This is a genomic window from Streptomyces sp. TSRI0281 (genome assembly GCF_001905125.1).
GTDB lineage: Bacteria > Actinomycetota > Actinomycetes > Streptomycetales > Streptomycetaceae > Streptomyces.
The window spans coordinates 184,715-201,113 of the sequence record NZ_LWLE01000002.1; the positions used below are offsets into that span (position 1 = coordinate 184,715).

A 16,399-nucleotide genomic window follows, 5' to 3' on the forward strand; every position below is an offset into this window, starting at 1 on the left:
GGGCCGCGCGGACCGGACGCCGGACCGGTCCCAGGGGGGTACCGCCGCTCAGACCGCCTCAGACCGCCTCGACCGGCTCAGACCGCCTCGACCGGCTCGGCCGACCGCCGCGCCGCCACCACCAGGGGAGCCTTCGAGCGCGGCAGCAGATCGGCCGGATGCTCCGGGTGGACCACCTCCACCTCGACGTCCTCGCCGAAGCGGTACGGGCGGTGCGCCAGCACCTCCGCCAGATGCCGCCGCATCCGGGAGATCTCGGCCCGCACCGTCACCGTCCGGGTCGGGTCGCCGAAGATGTCCAGCGCCAGCTCCGAAGCGGTACGCCCCTCCCGGTGCAGCGCCAGCGCGTACAGCAGTTCCGCGTGCCGCGGTGAGAGCCGCTGCGTCCAGGTCCCCACGGGGCTGACCACATGGATCGTGAGCCCCCGCGGCCGGCTCAGATCGAGCACCACCCGGCGCGGCGGCCCGTCCGAGGTCCCGTCCGCCACCTGCACCAGCCAGCCACCGGGCAGCGGCTCCACCCGGCACATCCCCAGCGACGGCAGCCACACCCGGCCCGGCCGCAACGACTTCGGCAGCGGCAGCCGGTCCACCGGCGGCATCCCGGTGACCGCCGCCAGCCAGCCATGGATGTCCACCACCAGAGCCCGGCCGCCCAGCCGGCACAGGATCGGCGCCGCCACCGCGCGCAGCCGTTCTATGGCCACCAGATGCCGGGTGCGGATCTCCCCCTCGGCGAGCCTGGCCACCGAGCCGACCAGGGCGAGCGTCGTCGGATGGAACGTGGACGCCGGGCCGCTGATGTCGACGATCCCCGCGATCCGGCCATCCCGCGGATCACGGACCGGGGCCGCCGCACAGGTCCACGAGTGCAGAGCACGGATGAAGTGCTCGGCCGAGTGGACCTGGAGGGGCGCGCGGGCGGCGAGTGCCGTACCGATCGCGTTCGTCCCGGTCGACGCCTCCGCCCAGGCGGCGCCCTCCTCCAGACAGATGTCATGGGCCCGGCGCATCACCCCGCTGTGACCCTGGCGCCACAGCACCCGGCCCTCGGCATCGGTGACGACCATGATCTGCTGCGCCTCGGCGAGCGAGCCCAGCCCTTCGCGCAGCACCGGCATCACCTCGCTGAGCACCGTCCCCCGGCGCCGGTGCTCGATCTCGTCCGCCTCCAGCAGCTCGCTCTCCGGCGACTGCGCCGGATCTATCCCGCTGCGCACCACCCGGTCCCACGAGGCGTCGATCTCCGCACGCGGCGCGACCGCGGAACGATCGCCCGCCAGCCGGGCCTCCCGCGCGGCGTGCAGCAGCCGGGCGGCCCGCTTGGCGTCCTGGGCGGTCAGCCGCGCCACCTCGACAGGCTCTGTGTCCCTCATGGGTGTCCCCCCAAATAAAGCCGAAGCCGAGGCCCAGGGAACCCCATTCCGACGCCGTCGGGGTCCCTGTTGCTTCGCACTCCACACAATGGTTGCAACCCTTTGCAACTCTGGTGATGTGCCGCAGGCCCGTACGAGAGTGACAGAACACCGTGGGACGGGGCCTGTTTCCCGTTGTCCGGTGTTGCACAAGCATGGAGGGTGGTGCCGTGTCGGCGCAGCACCACCCTCCGTAGCTTTTCCCGGGTGCTACGGGGCGACGGGGCGGGCCCGCGCCACCACCGAGGCCAGATCCAGACTGTGCGGCAGCGTCCCGAAGGCCGTGCCCCAGTCCCCGCCCAGCCGTGAGGCGCAGAACGCGTCCGAGACCTCCGGCGGCGCCCAGCGCACCAGCAGCGAACCCTGGAGCACCAGCGCGATCCGTTCGACGATCCGCCGGGCCCGCGCCTCCACCGCCTCCAGATCGGCCAGCTCGGTCAGCAGGTCCTTGATCGCCGCGTCCAGCCGGTGGTCGGCGCCACGCGCCCTGCCGACCTCCTGGAGGAACGCGTTGAGGGCCTGCGGCTCGCGCTGGAGGGCCCGCAGGACGTCGAGGGCCTGCACATTGCCCGAACCCTCCCAGATCGAGTTGAGCGGAGCCTCGCGCAACAGCCGCGGCATGCCCGACTCCTCGACGTACCCATTACCGCCCAGGCACTCCAGGGCCTCGCCGACCACCGCCGTGCAGCGCTTGGTCACCCAGTACTTGGCGGCGGGCACCGCGAGCCGCAGGAAGGCCCGCTCCTCCTCGGTGTCCGCGTCGTAGGCGGCGGCCAGCCGTACCGCGAGGACCGTCGCCGCCTCCGACTCCAGGGCCAGGTCGGCCAGGACGTTGCGCATCAGCGGCTTCTCGATCAGCAGCCCGCCGAACGCGCTGCGGTACGCGGTGTGGTGGATCGCCTGCGCCACCGCCTGCCGCATCAGCGCGGCCGAACCGACCACGCAGTCCAGCCGGGTGGCCGCCACCATCTCGATGATGGTGCGCACCCCGCGGCCCTCCTCGCCGACCCGGCGCGCCCACGTCCCGTCGAACTCCACCTCGCTGGACGCATTGGACTTATTGCCCAGTTTGTCCTTGAGGCGCTGGATGGCGAACACATTTCGGGTTCCGTCCGGCAGGACGCGCGGTACGAGGAAGCAGCTCAGCCCGCCCGGTGCCTGCGCCAGCACCAGGAAACCGTCCGCCATCGGCGCCGAACAGAACCACTTGTGGCCGGTGAGTAGATACTCGCCCTCACCCGCCAACGGCTCGGCCCGCGTGGTGTTGGACCGCACGTCCGTGCCGCCCTGCTTCTCCGTCATGCCCATCCCGAAGAGCACACCGGACTTCTCCGCGGCGGGCCGCAGCCCCTGCTCGTACACGTGCGAGGTCAGCCGCGGCTCCCACTCGGCGGCCAGTACCGGGTCGGTCCGCAGCGCGGGCACCGCCGCGTGCGTCATCGACAGCGGGCAGCCGTGGCCCGCCTCGGCCTGCGTCCAGACCAGGAACCCGGCCGCGCGCCGGACATGACCGGCCGGCCTGCCCCAGGCGTCGGTGAGGCCGCCCGCGACCGCGTGGCCCAGGAGGTGGTGCCAGGACGGATGGAACTCCACTTCGTCGATACGGTGCCCGTAACGGTCATGGGTACGCAGTTCCGGCGGATTCTCGTTCGCCTGCGCACCCCATTCCTGGGCCTGTGCGGAGCCGGCGGACCGGCCGAGCGCTTCCAGTTCCTCCCGTGCCTCGGGAAGGACTTCGGGCGCGACATGCCGCTCAACGGCCTCGGTGAGGGCGCGGTCGGCGGCGAAGACGTCATAGCCGACCAGCGGCGGAACCTGATTGGTCACTGTGTGGGTGGTGGCTGCCATGCCGATACGGTAAGGAGGTGCAGGCAGCAAATGAAACACCCGAGCGGCCACCGGGTCGACTCCACCGGGCCCGAGTCCTCTACCGCAACGTATCCAAGCGGCAGATGGCGTGGCACTTGCTCAAGGACACCGTCAACTCATGCATCGAGTACCGCATCCTCGGACTCGCGGCCGAGGCGGCGTTCTTCACCCTGCTTTCCCTGCCCCCGCTGCTGCTCGGACTGATCGGACTGCTCGGATACGTCGACGAGTGGACGACCACCACCACGGTCGCCTCCATCGAGCGCAACATCCTCGGCGCCGCCCAGACCGTCCTGTCCGAGCGGGGAGTCAACGACTTCGCCAAACCCCTCCTGGACGACGTCACGACGGGCGCCCGCCCCGACGTGATCTCCATCGGCTTCGCCATCGCCCTGTGGTCCGGCTCCCGGGCGGTGAACGTCTTCATCGACACCATCACCGTCATGTACGGACTCGACGGTGAGCGCGGCATCGTCAAGACCCGACTGCTCGCCTTCCTCCTGTACGTCGTCGCGCTGCTGCTCGGCGCGGTGGTGCTGCCGCTGCTGGTGGTCGGCCCCGACCGGGTGGTGGAGTTCGTCCCCTGGGGCACCGAGGTCATCGCCGTCCTGTACTGGCCGCTCGTCATCCTGCTGACGATCGCCTTCCTCACCACGCTCTACCACGTGTCCGTACCCGTGCGTTCGCCATGGATCGAGGACGTACCCGGAGCGCTCGTGGCGCTCGGGATGTGGGTGGTCGGCAGCTTCCTCCTGCGGATCTACCTGACCAGCACGGTCGAAGGGCCCACGATCTACGGCTCGTTGGCCGCACCCATCGCCGTCCTGCTGTGGATAGGCATCTCGGCGTTCGCGGTACTGGTGGGTGCCGCGGTCAACGCCGCGATCGACCGGGTGTGGCCCTCGCTCGCGACCGCCGCCGCCCGCGAGGCCAACGAACTGGTCCGGGCCGCGCAGGCCGCCGAGTTCGTGGCCCGTACCCGCTCCACCTTCTGGGACGACCAGGGGGACGACGACGATGACGACGACGCGTACATGCCGTCGGAGTTCCCGGAGCGCTGGTCACGCTTCCTGCCGCCCGACGACGTGAAGTCCCGGCTGCACGCGACCAGGGAGAAGGAGCCCAAGGGAACGAAGGCCCCCAAGGACCCCGAGGACCCCGACCGCGCCGAGACCCCGAAGGACCCCGAGGACCCCAGGGACACCGGGGAGAACCACGGGCCCCGCACCCTGTGAGGATGCGCTCCCGGCGGGGCGGGCTAGCGTCGTGAACATGGCGTACAAGGAGTGGGCGTCGGAATTCGACGGCGCGGTCGTCTGGACCTGGGGCGGGCCCGCAGGACCCGCCCGCCCGGTCCTCCCGGACGGCTGCATGGACCTGATCTGGACGCCCGGACGGCTGCGCGTCGCGGGACCCGACACCCACGCGTTCGAGGTGACTGCGGCGGAACGCGGACGGTGCGCGGCGATCCGCTTCGCCCCCGGCACGGCACCCGCGCTGCTCGGCGTACCGGCCGACGAGCTGCGCGACCGCCGCGTCGCCCTCGCCGACCTCTGGCCCGGCGCCGAGGTCCGCAGGCTCACCGAACACCTCGACCAGGACCCCGACCCCGCGGCCGCGCTGGAACGCCTCGCCCTGCGCCGGGCCGCCGACAGCGGACCGCCCGACCCACTGACGGTGTCCGTCGCCGCACAGCTGGGCCGCGGGCGATCCGTCGCCGCCACCGCGCGGTCGGTCGGGCTGGGCGCCCGCCAGCTGCACCGCCGCTCCCTCGCGGCGTTCGGATACGGGCCCAAGACGCTGGCCCGGGTACTGCGGCTCCAGCGGGCGCTGGCTCTCGTACGGGCGGGAACGCCGTACGCCGAGGCCGCGCACCTCGCGGGCTGCACCGACCAGGCGCACCTCGCGAGGGAGGTGCGGGACCTGGCCGGTACGACGCTCGGCGGGTATCTCGCCCGTACCGGCTACGAGGCGCCCGCGAACAGCGACACCCCGCAGCCGTCCGGGTCCAGCACGACCGCGTAACGCTGCCCCCAGACGGCGTCCCAGGGCTTCAGATGCCCCTGGTACCCGGCGCCGGTCAGATCGGCGTACACCGCGTCCACCTCCTCGGGACTGTCGCACAGGAACGCGAGACCCAGGCGCTCCCCGCCCGCCGGCCGCTGCCAGTCCGGGTCGAACGAGCGGATGACCTCCTCGGTGTCCCACAGCAGGCGCTGCCCGCCGGGCAGGGAAACCTCGACATGGGGTGCGGAATCCGCCTCGGCCGGGATGTCGAGCCCGAGCCGGCGGTAGAAGGCGAGCGATGCGGCCAGATCCGCGGTGATGATGCCGATCGCGTCGAGTCGTGGAGTCATGCACCGACCGTAGGCGCGACGGCTCACGGGCGTCTTGTACGAAACGGTCATGGGTGCCCCGACCTGCTCGTCCTGCCCCGACCTCCCTCACACACCGTGAATCCGGTGGCATGGATTCGGGCCGGACCAGGGACGAGCAGGGGGGAAGAGGGGAACGAGGGAATCGGTACGGATGGCACGGGGAAGAATCGTCGCGCAGCTGCCGCTCGCGGTGGCCTGCGCGCTCATGGCCTGGCAGGTGTGGCTGCTCTTCCAAGTCGCCGCGGCCGAGGGCGCGCGGGTGACCTGGAGCTGTGACGTCAGCAGTTGCGGCACCGACGAGCCGGCGGGCGGCGCGCCGATGATGGGCGCCGCCGCCGTGGTGGCGCTGAGCCTGCTGTCGGGCCGCACGGCGTTCGTGCTGTACGACCTCGAACACCCCGGCGACGCGACGAGTTCCCGGGTGTCGTCCCCGCGGAAGGGGAGGCTGTGAATCCGCGCGCCGTGCTCGCCGCCGTGATCACCGGCGGGGCGCTGACCGCCCTGGTCCACGGGGCGCTCGACGGCCCCGCCAGCTGATGCTGGTCGGGCCGAACCTCACGGTGCTCGTGCTGGTCGCCGTCGACCTGACCTCCCGCGTGACCCTCTCGGGCTTCGCCCTCCGCCCGACCGCGGGCCGGCCCTTCTCCGGGGCGGCCCGCCGGTCCCGCTCCGGTCAGTCGAGGCAGGCGTCGGGCGAGGTGCCCGGGTCCGTCAACGCCAGCCCCAGCTGCGCGCGTTCCGTCACCCACCGGGTCGGGCGGTGGCGCGGGTCGCCGGTCGTGGCGTACAGCGACCGGGACAGTTCCAGCATCCGCCCGGCGCCGATCCGCTCGCCCCAGGCCAGCGGCCCGACGGGATAGCCGAGCCCCGTCGTCACGGCCAGATCGATATCGGCCGGGGTGGCCAGCCCGCGCTCCGCGATCGACGCGGCGACGGACACGACCGAGGCCAGCAGCCGCTGGGCTACGGAACCGGCGGTGTCCCGCACGACCGAGACGGCGTACGGCTCCGCGCCGTCGGCGGCCCGCGCCAGCACCGCGCGGGCGTCCCGTGCGGCGGCCGGATCGGACGCGGCGGTCACCGCGAGCACCCGGCGGCGGCCCACCGGAGGCAGCGGGTCCACGCCGAAGGTACGGGCGGCCGGCAGCGCGTGCGCGGCCACCGCCCCCGCCACCGTCGTCCCCCAGACCGGCACCAGCACCACGGCGTCCGCCGACGGCTCCGGACCCGCCTCGACGACCGCTCCCGCCGCCGTCAGCGCCGCCCGCAGCGCCGTGGCCCGCTCGCACGCGCCGACGATGTACACCGGCCGGCCGGCCTCACCCGTGACCGGCGCCTCGGGGGCCGGGGCGGGCACGCCGGGTCCGTACGCGAACCAGCCCTGTCCCGTCTTGCGGCCGTGCAGCCCGGCGGCCACCCGGTTCGGCGTGAGGTACGAGGGGCGGAGCCGGTCCTCGTAGCGGAAGCCCTGCCAGATCGAGTCGATCACCGCGGCCGTCACATCGAGGCCGGTGAGGTCCATCAGCTCGAACGGGCCCATCCGCAGGCCCAGTACGTCACGGGCGATCCGGTCGATACCGGCCGGGTCGGCGACCGACCCCTCCAGCAGCGCGAGCGCCTCGGTCACCAGGCCGCGCCCGGCGTGGTTGACCAGGAAGCCCGGGGTGTCCGCCACCGTGACCGCCCGGTGTCCGCAGCTCTCGACCAGCGCGGTGAGCGCGGGCGGGATCTCGGGGCGGGTGGCGGCGCCCGGCACCACCTCCACGATTTTCATCAGCGGGACCGGATTGAAGAAGTGCAGCCCCGCGAGGCGCGAGGGATCCTGGAGCGTCGCGGCGATCCGGGTGACCGACAGCGACGAGGTGTTGGTCGCGAAGACCGCCGAGGCGGGCAGCGCGCGCTCCAGCTTGCCGAACACCTCGGCCTTGGTCGCCAGATCCTCCCGTACCGCCTCGATGACCAGCTCGACGTCCTCCCCGGCCGCCCAGGGGTCGTCCAGCGGGACGAGGCGCGCCACGGCGGCGGCACGGTCCTGCGCGGACATCCGGCCCTTGGCCACGGCACGCTCCAGCATCGACGTGACGAAGTCCAGGGCGTCCGTCACCGCCTGTGCCCGGACATCGCTCAGTTCGACGGTGTGTCCGGCACTCGCCGCCCACTGGGCGATACCGCGGCCCATGGCTCCGGCGCCGACAATCCTGATACGCATGGCAGTTGAGGCCCTTTCAGCGGAGGTAGACACGGTCGGGGTCGACATCGTCGCGCAGGAGCCGCAGCTCCGCGGCCGTGGGGGACGGCACCGTCGTGACCGTATCGGCCACGCTGAGGTCCCAGCCGGTCGCGGCCCGGATCTGTTCGACGGTGACGTCCGGGTGGACGGCGACCAGCCGCAGCTCCTCGCCGATGCCCGCACGGGCCAGGATGCCCAGTTCGGTGATGACCCGGGTGACGCCGATGCCGAGCGGCCGGATGCCCTCGGCGAGCGCCCGGTCGGGCCCCGGCGTGGTGCAGAAGTCGAGGGTGTCGGTGAAGGAGCGCGGGCTGTGGCGGCGCATCACCACGAACACCTCGCGGGAGTTGGCCATCACCTCGACGCCGCCGCCGGAGCCGGGCAGCCGCACCGACGGGCTGTCCCAGTCCCCGATCACGGAGGTGTTGAGATTGCCCCAGCGGTCGATCTGGGCGGCACCCAGGAACCCGACGTCGATATGGCCGCCCTGGAGGACGCAGCCGAACAGGGCGGGCATCGACAGCACCGCCTCGGCCCCCGTGATCAGGACCGCGTCGGCGATGGTCTCCGGCAGATGCGAGGGATGCGCGCCGCAGACCCCGGACTCGTACACGACCTCGATCTCCGGCGCGACGGTCAGATGCGCCAGCTCGGTCGCGAGGGTCGGCAGACCGATTCCGGCGAACACCGTGCGCCGTGCGGCCAGTTCGCGGGAGGCGACGACGGCGAGCAGTTCGGAGGAGGTGACGGGCGCCGCAGCGGTGCTCGTGGTGCTTGTGGTGCTCGCGCTGTTTGTGGTCTTCGTGGTGCCTGCCGTGCCTGTGCTGCTCGTGCTGCTCGTGCTGCTCATGGTCATGATCGGCTCCTTCTCGTGTCCCGCGCTCACAGCCGGCGTCCGTAGTTCACCGGCTCGCTCAGCGCCTCGCCGACCGCGAGCCCCGCCCAGAACTCCTCGCCGAGCCTGTCCACGTACGCGGCGTGGTCGGCCGTCCCGCGCACCCACTCGTCCAGCCACTCCTGGAGCCGGACCGGGTCCTTGCTGATCCGCGACCAGGCCCGGTAGAAGGAGTTGTCCCGGTCGTAGTACCCCTGCGCGAAGGAGGGGTGGGCGCCGCGCGGGCAGACCACGACGGCGTCGACCGCGTGGGCGGGCACCAGGGTGCGGTTCGGGTCCGAGCGGATCACCTCGTCATCGACGAGCTCCTCCACGACGACGATCGCCTTGTCCGCCGCGTACACCGCCTCGGCCTGGATGCCGGTCAGCCCCCACATCTGGGTGTTGCCCCGGCGGTCGGCGCGCTGGGCGTGGATGATCGTCACGTCCGGATTGACCGGCGGGACGACATAGATCTGCTCCGGTTCGCCGTCCGGACCGGGATAGGGCGAGGTGACCTTGCGCAGACCGGGATTGACCGACGGCAGATCGCTCCCGCCGTAGGAACGCAGCGGATAGAAGGGGAGCCGCTGCGAACCGGCGAGATACCGGCAGATCATCCCGTAGTGGCTGTACTCCTCGAACACCAGCGGCTCCGGGTCGGCGTTCTCGATCCGCCTGCGCAGCTCGCCCAGCGAACCGGCGGAGGAGTTGCCCACGAAGGAGGAGACCAGCCGCGAGACACAGCCCGCCGCGAGCATCTGGTCCACCACGATGTCCGCCGTCATCCGGACGACGGTGAGGTCCCGGCGGCCCTGGCGGATGATCTCGTGCCCGGCGGCGGTCGGGATGAGATGGGTGAAGCCTTCGAGACTGATGGTGCCCCCGTCATGGACGAAGGCGCCGACGGCCGCTTTCATCGACATGACCTTGTCCGTCCCGTCGACTTCGTCGGTCCTGTCGACTCCGCCGGTTCCGTCCGTCGCGTCGGTCCTGTCCGTCCTGTCCGTCCGGTCCACGGTGCTCCTCGGCATAGGCGTGCAGATCGCCCCACGGTGTCAGCGGCCATTGATTGCTGTCCAATACCGAATTAGGGTCGGATCAAGACGTGTGAGCTATGAATGGAGGGGAGGGGGCGCCGGTATGGAGCTACGTCATCTGAACGCGTTCGTCGCCGTGGCCGAGGAGCTGCACTTCGGCCGGGCCGCCAAGCGGCTCCAGATGGCCCAGCCCCCGCTCAGCCAGCAGATCCGGCAGTTGGAGAAGGAGCTCGGCGTCCAGCTCTTCCGGCGCAACACCCGCTCGGTACGGCTCACCAGCGCGGGGGAGTCGTTCCTGGAACCGGTACGGACGGTTCTGGACGACCTCGACACCGCGGTACGGGCAGCCCGGTCGGCGGGCCGGGGCGAGTACGGCCGGGTCACCATCGGATTTGCCGGTGCCTCCAGCCACGAGACGCTGCCCCAGCTCACCCGCGCCGTGCGCGCCGCCCACCCCGGCCTCGAACTCGTCATGACCGGCCAGACGTACGCCAACGTCGCGCTGTCCCGGGTCGCCGACGGCACGCTCGACCTCGGGTTCGTCCGGCTGCCGGTGACCCAGCCGGGAGTGGCGTACCGGGTGATCGACGAGGAGGAGCTGCTGTGCGCCCTGCCCTCCGACCACCCGCTCGCCCAGCGGGAGACGGTGCCGATCGGGGTCCTGGCCGAGGAATCGTTCGTCTCGTTCCCGGCCAACACCGGCTCCACCGTGCGCGACGCGATGGTCGAGGCGTGCGAGGGCGCCGGGTTCAACCCGCGGGTGGTCCAGGAGGCCCCCGACTCGTACACGATCCTGGCGCTGGTCGCCGCCGGAGTCGGTGTCACCCTCACGGTCACCTCCTGCCAGCACATCCAGCAGAACGGGCTCGTCTACCGTCCCCTCGCCGGACCGCCCATCCGCCGTCAGGCGGCCCTGGCCTGGCGTGCCGACAACCCCTCCGCCGCGCTGCGCGCCGTGCTCGCCGTCGCCGAGGAGGCCCTGCCGACACCGTCGCGCCGAACGGGGCGAGGGCCCCATTGAGACGGGTCACGTCTCGAACCAGGGTGAATTCGATAGTGGACCGACTCAGTCGCCGGATGCGATGGTCGCCCACATACCCGCACCGTCCCCGCCGCCCCTCGCGAAAGGCCCTGCCGTGCCCGACCCGCTCGATGTCGTCATCTGCGAACCGCTGCGCACCCCCATCGGCCGTTTCGGCGGAGTGTTCGCGCAGCAGACACCGGCCTCGCTCGCCGCGCGTGTCATCGCCGAGGTCGTCGCCCGTACCGGTATCGATCCGGACCGGGTCGACGAGGTGATCCTCGGGCACGCCTACCCGTCCGCCGAGGCGCCGGCCATCGGCCGGGTCGCCGCCCTGGACGCGGGCCTCCCCGCGACCGTCACCGGCGCCCAGATCGACCGGCGCTGCGGCTCCGGCCTCCAGGCCGTCCTCGACGCGGCGATGCAGATCCGGGCCGGCTTCAGCGAGGTCGTCATCGCGGGCGGCGTCGACGTGATGAGCGCCGCCCCCTACTACACGCACGACGGGCGCTGGGGCATCAAGGGCCCCGGTCTCCAGCTCCACGACGCGCTGGCCCGGGGCCGGGTCACCGCGGGCGGCGTCAACCACCCCGTCCCCGGCGGCATGATCGAGACCGCGGAGAACCTGCGCCGGGAGTACGGGATCAGCCGCGCCGACCAGGACGCGCTGGCGCTGCGCTCGCAGCGGCGCTCCGCTCGTGCGGCGGCCGAGGGCCGGTACGAGGCGGAGACCGTCCCCGTCACCGTACGGACCCGCAAGGGCGAGACGTCGGTCACCGCGGACGAACACCCCCGCCCCGACACCACTGCCGAGCAACTCGCGGGGCTCCGCCCGATCATGGGCAAGTCCGACCCCGAGGCGACCGTCACCGCGGGCAACGCGAGCGGTCAGAACGACGCGGCCGCCGCCTGCCTGGTGACGGGCGCGGCCACCGCCGAACGCCTGGGACTGACCCCGCTCGTCCGGCTGGTCTCGTTCGCGCGGGCGGGAGTGCCCGCCGCGACCATGGGCATCGGCCCCGTCCCGGCCACCCGGGCGGCGCTCGCCCGCGCCGGACTCACCCTGGCCGACCTCGACCTGATCGAGCTCAACGAGGCGTTCGCCGCACAAGTGCTCGCCTGTACCAGGGAATTGGGTCTCGGCGACATCGATCACGAGCAGCGGATCAACGTCAACGGATCCGGAATCTCCCTCGGCCACCCGGTCGGCGCCACCGGCGTCCGCCTCCTCGCCACGCTCACCCGCGAAATGCACCGCCGTGAGTCCCGCTACGGGCTGGAGACGATGTGCATCGGCGGCGGCCAGGGCCTGGCAGCCGTCTTCGAGCGCATCGCGCCCTGACACACCGGGCCGGGTCGCCGCGGTGACATGTCACACCGCAGGGCGTGGTGGCGCGTGATGCCGCGTCCTGCGCTGTGACATGTCACGCTGCCACGCAACGACATGTCACATTGCACCCCATCCCCGCGCTCTTCCCCCTCCCCCCTCACCTCTTCCCCCCTCACCCTTCTCCTGACGGGTCGGCGATTCGTGCCCGTCGGCTCCCACGACGATGTCGTACGACTCCTCCCCGTCCGCGGTACGGATCACCGCCTGCCCGGACGGCGCGTGCCCGACCTCGGTCACGGGCTGCCCCCGCAGGTAACGGGCCCCGCCCGTGTTCGCGCGCAACGACCGCCACAACAGGCCCCAGTTGCACAGGGTCACCGCGGAGGCCTGCCGTGCGAACTCCCGCCCGGAGTGCTGCCCCGGCTGCGGTGACCCAGATCCGGGACGCCACCGGGGCGGTCGGCATGGCCGCGTCCAGATATCCGGCCGCGACCAGTTCCTCGTGCAGGGGAGGCGGGATCACGATCCCGAACCCCCGGTCCTGGAGTTCGCCGTCGCTGCGCTCGTACACGGTGACGTCCGCACCGGCCCGGATCCCCGCGACGGCCATCGCGCAACCGGCGATGCTGCCGACGACCACCCCGATCCGCAGGGCTGTTGTCGCCACGCCGCTACCACCTTCGCCGGCTCGCCCTGGGAGATGCTGGACCCGCGCATCGTCCCACTCGACGGCCGGTCGCGCGGCCCGCCGAGGACATCGTCCGGGTGCCTGCGGCGAGGCGCCGGGTCTCAGACCTCGATGCCGTTACGGGCGCGGGCTTCGGAGATCCGGCGTCTGACCGGGGCGTAGTGCTCGCCCAGTGAGGTGATGAAGCCGGGGATGTCGCCCGCCCGTGCAGCGTCCACGATGTTCTGGTGGGCGGTGATCGTTTCCGTCTCGTCGGCGTGCGTGAAGCCGTCCAGGTGGGGCGCGACGATCGCGTACACATCCCAGAAGGCCATCGAGAGCCGGCCGATCAGATCGTTGCCGAGCGGGGCGACGAGCAGGGCGTGGAAGGCGCGGTCCGCCTCCACGAAGCCGGTCCCCTCGCCCGCCCCGGTCTCGCGCATCGTCGCGACCAGGGCGTCCAGTCCGTCGAGTTGCTCCGGTTCCAGCAGCGACACGATCCGATCGGCCGTGCCGCGCTCGAACAGTTCGCGTACGTCGACGAGGTCGGCCAGCACCTGGACGTCGTCGCCGGGGGAGAGCAGCCCGCGGAAGGTCAGGCTCTCCACCAGGGCGGACAGGCTCAGCCGCCCCACGTACGTGCCGTGTCCGTGGCGCACCTCGACGATGTCGAGCGCGGCGAGGATCTTGACCGCCTCGCGGATACTGGAGCGGCTGGCGCCGAGCGCCTCGCACAGGGCCGGCTCGGTGGGCAGCGGATCGCCGGGGCGCAGCCGCTCGTCGAGGATGTAGCGCTTGATGCCGTCGACGACTTCCTGCCGTAGCAGCGTCCGGCCGGACCGGGTGCCGGACATAGGTGAACTCCCCGCCTCGTGAACCCGTTCGATCATCGAACTACGGCGCCACGCTATCAAGGCAGCAGATATCAGACATCCGTTGATCGAGAACCTCGGTGTCGCCGGTCGCACGCGAAGGGTCCGGCAGAACAGCATCAGCTGTCCTGCCGGACCCCTCGTTGACCGGACGGGCCGGTCTCAGCCCCGCGAACCGCGGGTGCGGCGCATCAGGATCGCCCCGCCGAGCAGCAGCCCGGCGCTGGCACCGGCGGCCAGGCCGAGGCCGGCGGAACCGGTCTCGGCGAGGTGCGCGCCCGGCTGGTTCGGCCGGGGGGTGTCGCTCGGCGGCGTGTGGGCCGGGGGCTCGTTGGCGGGCGGCTCGTTCGTCGGCGGCTCGTCGACCGGAGGCTCGTCGACGGGCGGCTCATCGACCGGCGGCTCGTCGACCGGCGGCTCGTCGACCGGAGGCTCCTCCGTGGGCGGCTCTTCGGTCGGAGGGTGGTGGTGGTCCGGGCCGCTCACGTTCGCGCACTCGTTGCCGAAGGTGGGGTTGAGCAGCCCGACGACGTTGACGCCGTTGCCGCAGGCGTTGACCGGGACATCCACGGGTGCCTGGACCAGGTTCCCCGACAGGACGCCCGGGGAGTGGGCCGCCACACCTTCGGCGCCGGCTCCGCTCTGGTTCCCGTGGCCGCCGGAGTCCACGTTCTTGCAGGCGTTGCCGAACGCGGGGTTCAGCAGGGCGATCACATTGACCGTGTTGCCGCAGGCGTTGACCGGGATGTGCACCGGCACCTGGACGGCGTTGCCGGAGCCGACCCCCGGCGAGCCGACAGCGGCACCCCCGGCCGAGGCATCGGCGTGCGCATAGCCACCCGCCGCGGACAGGATGCCCGACGCCGCGGCCATAACGATCATACTTTTATTCAAGACCTGTCGCATTAATTTGCCCTTCCTTAGGACACTTCGCATGGGCGATTCGCCCGCGGAATCGTCGGGCGGTACCGCTTCCTCCGTCGGGGCCGTGTGCCCCGGCGGAAGTCATTCCGAAAGCTGTTAACCAAGTGCGCGCTGGACGTCACCCATAACGACCGAGAGTTGTGGGGGAAACTTGGAAGTCAGTGGAAATTCTGTAATCATCCGAACGGATGACGCACAGGCGTTCGTGTCCCTGCCTGGATGGTGAGGGAATTGGTAGAAGGATCAAAGGTATTCGGGGGATTGGTTCTCCAAGGGCGTCCGCATCGAGGGTGGGTGGGGGCGTCCACTTCTCACACGTTCGGCCGTGAAGGCTCCGTCGAAGGGTCGCAATTCCTTCACGAATCGCCTTCACGGTGATTGTCCCTGCCGATAGGGCCGGGCCGGGCGGGGATTCGTCGCACGCGCGGCCAAGGGATCACCCGGACGGGGTGGACATCGGGCGTGCCTCAGGTCAATGCGCCCCGAGCGCCAGGCATTCGAGTGAATGCAGAGAACCAATTGCCGGGTCGTGAGTTGGTCAGGGGGCTCCGGTACGGGGCAACCGGATACGAGAAGGGTTCATCGTGATCAAGAAGGTTCTGGCTACGGGCGCTGTCGCCGCCTCCATCCTCGGTCTCGGCGCGTCGCAGGCCATGGCGATCGGCGACAACGGCGGCACGACCTCGATCAACGGCAACGGCGCCTCGCAGGCGTACGGCAACGCCGAGACCCACGGTGACTGGAGCCCGCAGTTCGGTCTCATCCAGGGCTCGCTCAACAAGCCCTGCATCGGTCTGCCGCTGAAGGCCAACGCCGGTTCGCTCATCGGCCTGGTGCCGATCTCGGTTCAGGACATCAACGTCCTGTCCTCGCCGCAGAACCAGCAGTGCACCGAGAACTCCACCCAGGCCAAGGGTGACGAGGCTCTGTCGCACATCCTGTCCAGCATCCCGATCCTCTCCGGCAACGGTGCCCACAACGGCTGATCAGCCGCACCGACCAGGCCCGGACCGCCGGCGTTCCTCCACCGAGCGGACCGGGCCTGCTGCTGTACTCGCGGGCATGTGTATGTCTGTTCGTCATATGAGCCTCTCCATGGCGTGGATCGACTGATAGTTGCGTCATTCGGGCGGTTCCCGAGAATCTGCTCACGGAAGAGTTTCGATCTCGGCCGTTAATCGTTACGAATTACAGCGTCGGAGTCGCGAGCACTCAGCATCACGCTCGGGCGGTACGAAAGTCGTATCGCTCCGGACTCCCCCGCAGAAAGGGACGAAAGTGAAGTACACCAAGATTGCCGCCGTCGCCGCCGGAACCCTCATGGCGCTGGGCTTCGCCGCTCCGGCCATGGCCGACGCGGGCGCCGAGGGCATCGCCGTGGGCTCCCCGGGCGTGCTGTCCGGCAACGTCGTGCAGATCCCGGTCCACATTCCGATCAACGCCTGCGGCAACACCGTGAACGTCATCGGTCTGCTGAACCCGAGCTTCGGCAACACCTGTATCAACGCCTGAATGGTGACTGGTTGAGCCGATGGCCCAACCGTGGTCGGCCCCGGATCGGCGCACGTCGATCCGGGGCCTTCCCATTTTCCCCGTGCGCCTCTCGTGCAGGCTTCGTTCCGGCCCCATTGTCCAACCTCTGGAGGCGGGAAAAATCTGCGGCCGCACAGTTTCCCGTTCATGGCCGGATCGTTATTCACGGCAAAGCGGCAGAAGTCACAGGTAAAGAGACCTTGTGTGCGGCACGGGAACGTGGCCGAAACAGATGCCGCGCAGAAG

General features: G+C 71.1%; 16 protein-coding genes. 7 read left to right on the forward strand and 9 right to left on the reverse strand.

Annotated features, from left to right (window positions below; all coding sequences use genetic code 11):
* Nucleotides 1-77: 77 nt before the first annotated feature.
* Together A6A29_RS07410 and A6A29_RS07415 are read right to left on the reverse strand one after the other, a co-directional pair.
* Nucleotides 78-1,376, reverse strand: coding sequence for a GAF domain-containing protein (locus A6A29_RS07410; RefSeq protein WP_079182621.1), 1,299 nt, complete (start codon nt 1,374-1,376; stop codon nt 78-80).
* 249 nt (nt 1,377-1,625) lie between these two features.
* Nucleotides 1,626-3,263 (reverse strand): acyl-CoA dehydrogenase family protein, encoded by a 1,638-nt coding sequence (locus tag A6A29_RS07415; protein ID WP_073719167.1) that lies wholly within the window; start codon nt 3,261-3,263, stop codon nt 1,626-1,628.
* A 17-nt stretch (nt 3,264-3,280) separates the two neighbouring features.
* Here A6A29_RS07415 and A6A29_RS07420 point away from each other — a divergent pair, with 17 nt between their 5' ends.
* Nucleotides 3,281-4,519 carry a YihY/virulence factor BrkB family protein gene (locus tag A6A29_RS07420; protein ID WP_198953018.1) on the forward strand — a complete coding sequence of 413 codons (1,239 nt, stop codon included), beginning with the start codon at nt 3,281-3,283 and terminating at the stop codon, nt 4,517-4,519.
* A 37-nt stretch (nt 4,520-4,556) separates the two neighbouring features.
* A complete protein-coding gene (locus tag A6A29_RS07425) occupies nt 4,557-5,309 on the forward strand; it encodes a DUF6597 domain-containing transcriptional factor (RefSeq protein WP_198953019.1) in 753 nt (250 codons plus the stop codon).
* Here the strand turns inward: A6A29_RS07425 and A6A29_RS07430 are convergent.
* Nucleotides 5,249-5,641, reverse strand: coding sequence for a VOC family protein (locus A6A29_RS07430; RefSeq protein ID WP_079182639.1), 393 nt, complete (start codon nt 5,639-5,641; stop codon nt 5,249-5,251). The genes A6A29_RS07425 and A6A29_RS07430 overlap by 61 nt on opposite strands.
* Nucleotides 5,642-5,813: 172 nt before the next feature.
* Between A6A29_RS07430 and A6A29_RS07435 the strand changes: the two genes are divergently transcribed.
* The gene (locus tag A6A29_RS07435) at nt 5,814-6,113 is read left to right on the forward strand and encodes a hypothetical protein (RefSeq protein ID WP_073719171.1); all 300 of its coding nucleotides are present in this window, start codon (nt 5,814-5,816) and stop codon (nt 6,111-6,113) included.
* 222 nt (nt 6,114-6,335) lie between these two features.
* Here A6A29_RS07435 and A6A29_RS07440 read toward each other — a convergent pair whose 3' ends face one another.
* The 3 genes from A6A29_RS07440 to A6A29_RS07450 are packed head-to-tail and all read right to left on the reverse strand — an operon-like array spanning nt 6,336 to nt 9,692.
* Nucleotides 6,336-7,871 carry a 3-hydroxyacyl-CoA dehydrogenase gene (locus A6A29_RS07440; RefSeq protein WP_073719172.1) on the reverse strand — a complete coding sequence of 512 codons (1,536 nt, stop codon included), beginning with the start codon at nt 7,869-7,871 and terminating at the stop codon, nt 6,336-6,338.
* 16 nt (nt 7,872-7,887) lie between these two features.
* On the reverse strand, nt 7,888-8,748 hold the full coding sequence (locus tag A6A29_RS07445) for a CoA-transferase subunit beta (RefSeq protein WP_241838369.1): 861 nt from the start codon (nt 8,746-8,748) through the stop codon (nt 7,888-7,890).
* A gap of 26 nt (nt 8,749-8,774) precedes the next feature.
* Nucleotides 8,775-9,692 carry a CoA transferase subunit A gene (locus A6A29_RS07450; protein ID WP_073719354.1) on the reverse strand — a complete coding sequence of 306 codons (918 nt, stop codon included), beginning with the start codon at nt 9,690-9,692 and terminating at the stop codon, nt 8,775-8,777.
* A 217-nt stretch (nt 9,693-9,909) separates the two neighbouring features.
* Between A6A29_RS07450 and A6A29_RS07455 the strand changes: the two genes are divergently transcribed.
* Entirely contained in the window at nt 9,910-10,827 is a 918-nt protein-coding gene (locus tag A6A29_RS07455; protein WP_073719173.1) for a LysR substrate-binding domain-containing protein, read from the forward strand.
* Between the two features lie 115 nt (nt 10,828-10,942).
* Nucleotides 10,943-12,169 carry an acetyl-CoA C-acetyltransferase gene (locus A6A29_RS07460; protein WP_073719174.1) on the forward strand — a complete coding sequence of 409 codons (1,227 nt, stop codon included), beginning with the start codon at nt 10,943-10,945 and terminating at the stop codon, nt 12,167-12,169.
* 160 nt (nt 12,170-12,329) lie between these two features.
* On the opposite strand, the gene A6A29_RS07465 is transcribed toward A6A29_RS07460, so the two are convergent.
* The 3 genes from A6A29_RS07465 to A6A29_RS07475 all read right to left on the reverse strand — a co-directional run bounded on the left by A6A29_RS07465 (nt 12,330) and on the right by A6A29_RS07475 (nt 14,578).
* On the reverse strand, nt 12,330-12,824 hold the full coding sequence (locus A6A29_RS07465; protein ID WP_241838370.1) for a hypothetical protein: 495 nt from the start codon (nt 12,822-12,824) through the stop codon (nt 12,330-12,332).
* Between the two features lie 122 nt (nt 12,825-12,946).
* A complete protein-coding gene (locus A6A29_RS07470) occupies nt 12,947-13,678 on the reverse strand; it encodes a FadR/GntR family transcriptional regulator (RefSeq protein ID WP_073719175.1) in 732 nt (243 codons plus the stop codon).
* Nucleotides 13,679-13,858: 180 nt separating this feature from the next.
* Nucleotides 13,859-14,578, reverse strand: a complete 720-nt coding sequence (locus tag A6A29_RS07475; protein ID WP_073719176.1) for a chaplin — start codon at nt 14,576-14,578, stop codon at nt 13,859-13,861.
* A 626-nt stretch (nt 14,579-15,204) separates the two neighbouring features.
* Here A6A29_RS07475 and A6A29_RS07480 point away from each other — a divergent pair.
* Nucleotides 15,205-15,606: a rodlin gene (locus A6A29_RS07480; RefSeq protein WP_073719177.1), complete on the forward strand. Its 402-nt coding sequence runs from the start codon at nt 15,205-15,207 to the stop codon at nt 15,604-15,606.
* A 292-nt stretch (nt 15,607-15,898) separates the two neighbouring features.
* Nucleotides 15,899-16,132: a chaplin gene (locus A6A29_RS07485; protein ID WP_073719178.1), complete on the forward strand. Its 234-nt coding sequence runs from the start codon at nt 15,899-15,901 to the stop codon at nt 16,130-16,132.
* The last annotated feature ends 267 nt before the right edge of the window (nt 16,133-16,399 follow it).